The organism is Methanobrevibacter sp. UBA188, from assembly GCF_905234905.1.
In the GTDB taxonomy this organism is placed as follows: domain Archaea; phylum Methanobacteriota; class Methanobacteria; order Methanobacteriales; family Methanobacteriaceae; genus Methanocatella.
In genome coordinates, this window is the sequence record NZ_CAJOJM010000086.1 from 1 (window position 1) to 3,123 (window position 3,123).

Below are 3,123 nucleotides of genomic sequence, written 5' to 3' on the forward strand. Positions count from 1 at the left end.
CACCTTTCTTGCTGGTTTTTACCTTATAGGTTTTGCCTTTGAATTTCAAGGTTACGTATTTACCTTTAATGTATTTCTTGTTAACCTTTTTCAAGGTCACTTTGATTTTAAGGACTTTTGCAGATTTTTTAGCCTTAAGGTTTTTAGCAACAACAATGCTGTTCACTTTAACCTTGTTTTTAACAGTTACATCTTTATATGTTGCAGTGATTGCGTATTTACTTGATTTTGGTTTAACAGTAGGTATTTTATAAGTTGCATAACCTTTGCTGTCGGTTTTAACCTTTTTGGTGACACCGTTGAATTTGAAGGTTACGTATTCACCGACTACGGCCTTGCCGTCGATAGTTACACGAACCTTATAAGAGGTGCCAGCTGAGTAAAGCATGACAACATCCTTATTGCCTGTGATAACCGGTTTTGATGGAACTACAGGTTTAGCGACAGTGTAGACTTTCAATATTGCTGTTACATTATCTTTAGCAAGATCTTCCCAATTGACACCATCCACACTTCCAAATGAAACGTTTTCCTTATGATGATGTCTTGAATTAGATTCGAAAGGTAGAGAACTATTTTTGAATACAACTTTAAAAGTATCATTTGCTGAAATTGGAACGTATTGTGTTAATTTGATGGTATGATAACCTGCAAATGGGCTTACACCATTTTGTGTGTGTTTTAACACTCCATTAACATAAATATCAAATTCATAATCAACTCCATCACTATCAAAGTAAGTACCCACGGCTGCAATTAAATCATCTTCAAGAGCAGTGTAGGTATTTGAGAAGTACTTGTATTGATCTACAAAGTTATTTAACTGTCCTGCATCTGTTTGATAATTCTTATTGTATGGAACAGTGTTGTTAAATAAGTAAGCAGCATAGTATGGATACTGCTGAGGGTTTTGAGTATTGAATGATGTATCATAATATGACAGGTAGAAATAGCCTTCATCTCCCCACTCTGTACCCCAGCTGTTTTTAATAATCCATGCACCATCACCAGAAGGTGGATTTAGGAAATTACTTGCAGGATAATTATCATCCCAACCAACAAGGGTTACTGCATGATTTATACCTTTAGTTCCATTGTAATAACGTGCAGCAGATGTTTCGTTATAATATTTTGAATTCTCACCTGCATAAATTGCCACTAGAAATGCTCCGTAGTCCATTAATGCTTTTTTAAAGATATAATTGTCTGTTGCATTTTGACGAGCCGGGAAGAACACTACGTCCTGAACATGTATACTTTCATTTGCCATGTTGATATGAGTGGATACTTTTCCAAGCTCATCATATCTATCCAGATCGGTTGGATATGGACCGTACCAGTTTACAAGATATCCGACACCTGTGGATTGTTGTGCACCTTCTAAAATTCCATCAACTCCATAAATTGAATATTGAAGCATTGTATTTTGAATATTGTCCTGTGAAAAATTATATAATTTTCCGGTTGCTTTAAGCAATGCTGATTCTAAAGCACCGGATGTTGCAAATGTCCAGCATGCACCCATATTACCCTGGTCTCTGACAGGACCCACTAATCCATAATCCTTTAAATTGAATTTATCAGGTAAGGTGTCAAATTTATAAGGAGTGTTATTAATCAGTGTTAATTCTATTCCGTCGTTTACCACAATTGTTGCATAAAATGTGTTGTTAACAGAAACCAAATCATTATTGAATTTATTGTCTTCGGCAATGTCTTGTGTTGAGAATACTGAGTATAGGGCATTTCCGTTATCCTTAAAGGTGTTGTTTTGTAATGTGAGTTTGGAATCATAGGTGAATACCGCATCCCCTTTGTTTGATCCGTGATTGTCAATGAAAGTTGAACCCTTGATTAATATGTCTCCTTTATCAAAGTACAATACTCCCCCAATTTCCAAATCTTCTTTAACAACATTATTTCTCTTGAATGTGGAATTTTCAATGGATACATCAGCATATGATGTCCATAATACTCCACCATCATACATTGCAATATTATCTTCGAAAGTTGAGTTAATGATATTTAACTCAGCTCTAAGCTGCATTACGGCACCTCCAAATGCCGCAAAACAACCATGGAATTTTGAGTTGGCGATTGTCACATAACCCTGATCAATATCAGCAAAAATCACCCCACCATCCTTACCTGAAGTGATATTTGTAAATTCACAATCCTCAACAGTTAAATTAACCGCATATTTAACGCCAATTGCACCAGCACTATTCAAAACAGTAAGATTTCTGAATTTAGTGTTACGTACAGTCACCCTACCATCTTCACCATAAATTGCATTGGCATAGCTTGAACGTGAATTTGCAAAAGTAGAACTGTCAACAATCAATGCTCCGCCAGAAAAATAAATATGTGACCATTTTGACTCGATTCCACCTTCAAAAGTGGAATTTAGAACAATTACATTACATTTTTCGTTGAAAAAAATGTCTGAACTCTTAGTACCAGTATTTGAAATAAATTTTGAATTGTTTACAACCAAATTAGTAGCATTTAGTTCAATTCCACCAGAAGCATATTTGGAGGATGAGTTTTGAATGGTGACATTGTCCAGATAATACTCTGCATTTGGCTGAACGAAAGACACAGCACCATTTAATGCATTTTTGATTATCAAATTTTTTAGAGTGACATTGTTCCCAATTATATTAAATATTCTCGCTTTTCCGTTTCCGTCAATACTATATCCGTTACCGTCCAAAAGGAAGTTGCTTTTGGAGACATTAATTCCATCTGTGAAATTGATGTCATTGCCTTCATCGTAGACATAGTCATGAGTAAGTTTTAATTCATTTGTACTTTCATTTATGTCTTTATTTAAATCATTGAAGTTAGCATTTGGTGAATCTGAGGTTAATAAATCCCCATTACTTGTAAAGTTCGTTATGTTTTTTTCTGCAGATACTGCTGATAATGTGAATAATATCAGCAAAATCAAACTTAAAACAATTAATTTATTTATTTTCATACACACATATATTAGTTAAAAAACTATTAAATATGTTTCTATTAAATTTTCTCCTGATAAACCAATGGAAATTGCAGAAAGAATTATTAAAGAAGTTAATTATGAATATAAACCTGAAGAAGAAAATAAAATAGAATTAA

General features: G+C 34.0%; 1 protein-coding gene. It reads right to left on the reverse strand.

Annotation, left to right across the window (positions count from 1 at the left end; genetic code table 11):
* Nucleotides 1-2,983, reverse strand: a 2,983-nt coding sequence (locus tag QZ143_RS09570; protein ID WP_292883645.1) for a C1 family peptidase, incomplete at its 3' end; no start/stop codon positions are given.
* Between the last annotated feature and the right edge of the window lie 140 nt (nt 2,984-3,123).